The organism is Thiolapillus sp., from assembly GCF_048562965.1.
In the GTDB taxonomy this organism is placed as follows: domain Bacteria; phylum Pseudomonadota; class Gammaproteobacteria; order Chromatiales; family Chromatiaceae; genus Thiolapillus; species Thiolapillus brandeum_A.
The window spans coordinates 1-1503 of the sequence record NZ_JBHNMF010000726.1 but is presented as its reverse complement, the minus strand read 5'-3'; the positions used below and the strand labels follow the sequence as shown (position 1 = coordinate 1503).

The window sequence follows — 1503 nt, the reverse complement described above, 5'->3', positions numbered from 1 at the left end:
ACCTCCACCATGTGCTGCAGCACATCGGCAATGCCAGGACGGTTGAGGACATTGAAGCCCTGCTACCCTGGAACACGCCTGTCAAAAAAATGCAATAGGGCTGATTGTTTGGCGCTTACGCTCAATATCTCTGGATCCGTCACCAGTTCATAGAAACTGTTTCCGGCCTTCTTGGAAGAGCCGCTCAACTTGTTTCCATCCCAGTGCTTGATGGCGCTGTGGCGCACGACCTGCCATCGGGTTTTCCCGGCCATATCAGGAAAACGGCCAACGTAGTAATTGTCACCCGTTTTTTTACCATAGCTCGCAGCCTTTACCTTCTTCAGCACGATCTCTTCTGCAAGATGTTGAAATGCCGGCAGATCCAGCTCTATTCCGTTCACATTGTATCGGCAATACTGGTCGCTTCCTGAGACACCGTTGGCAGTCTGCTCAATCCTGATGACCTCGACACCCCAGTGTTTGTCTTCGCCAAATCCAACAAAATCACGTCCCTTGCATGAAGACAACCGGTCAGCCCGGTTGATTGCGGGAGATATGGTGATTTTCCGTCCGGCATCAAACAGATAGCAGGGTGCTTCAGGTACATACGCGACCCCCAGCTCCAGTTCCGGCAAACCCAGCTGCCTGCTTTCCTGGTTTCTCCGCAAAACCAGATCGATAATATCATAAGCCAGGCCACAGGCGCGAGCCACTGCCTGGGTGGGAAGGTTTGCGTGTTCCAGTATCATCAGAATGACTGCATCCCCTTCGACAAACACTTTTTCCGCACCGTATTTCTGCAGCAGTGAATTGATGGGATCAAACAGGTTCTGACTGAAATACGATGCCGGATTCAGTCCCTCCCGAAGCATACTGGCCGTGAGCTCAGTAGACCCCCGAAGGTCGGCCTTGAGGATCACATGCCCTTTCACTTCCGGTGTCTGCCCTTCTTCCTGCAAAGAAAATTCCTGCAGCAGATCATTTGCGCGGGACAGTGTCAGCTCCTTAGGCTTGTCCAGCAGCCGGATCAGGTCTAGGGCACGGTACATCTCCCAGGACAGCTTGAGATCGCGCCGTAAGCTGGCATACCCTTCCACCACCTTGATCAGCCAGCTCCTGCGCTGGGCCGTATCGGCATGTTTGATTTCCTTGCGCACGGCATTCATGCGCTGCACATAAAGATCCAGGTCGGAAATGTCCTTGAACTGCTGCAGAATGGGAATCAGCTCCTTCTTGCTGCGTCCACCAAGCAGATATTCGTACACCAGGCGGAGTGCCCCTTTTCTGCCCAGGCTGCGCAACAGGTCCGGCAACAGGGCGCTGGCGAACACCATTTCCAGGATGCCGTTTTTCTGCAGGGTCTTCTCCAGCTAGAGTTTAGAGTTTCAGAGGAGAAAAACCAGTAAAAATCTGCGTTCTTAGAACGCAGACTTGCCTTTTGCCCCCTATAAGGGGGCTTTGATGCCAGCCTTCTGAGAAGGCTGGCTGGTGAGTTATCCCATTTCATTGATTACTTGCCCA

Annotated in this window: 1 protein-coding gene; it reads right to left on the bottom strand. The window is 52.8% G+C overall.

The genetic code is table 11. From position 1 onward, the window contains the following. Positions 1 to 62 precede the first annotated feature (62 nt). Complete coding sequence (locus ACOCD2_RS19570; protein WP_293650164.1) at positions 63 to 1316, bottom strand: hypothetical protein; 1254 nt, start codon at positions 1314 to 1316, stop codon at positions 63 to 65. Positions 1317 to 1503 lie beyond the last annotated feature (187 nt).

Coding starts and splice junctions, on each gene's coding strand:
- ACOCD2_RS19570 (WP_293650164.1), bottom strand. CDS start 1,316: ATGGTGTTCGCCAGCGCCCTGTTGCCGGACCTGTTGCGCAGCCTGGGC.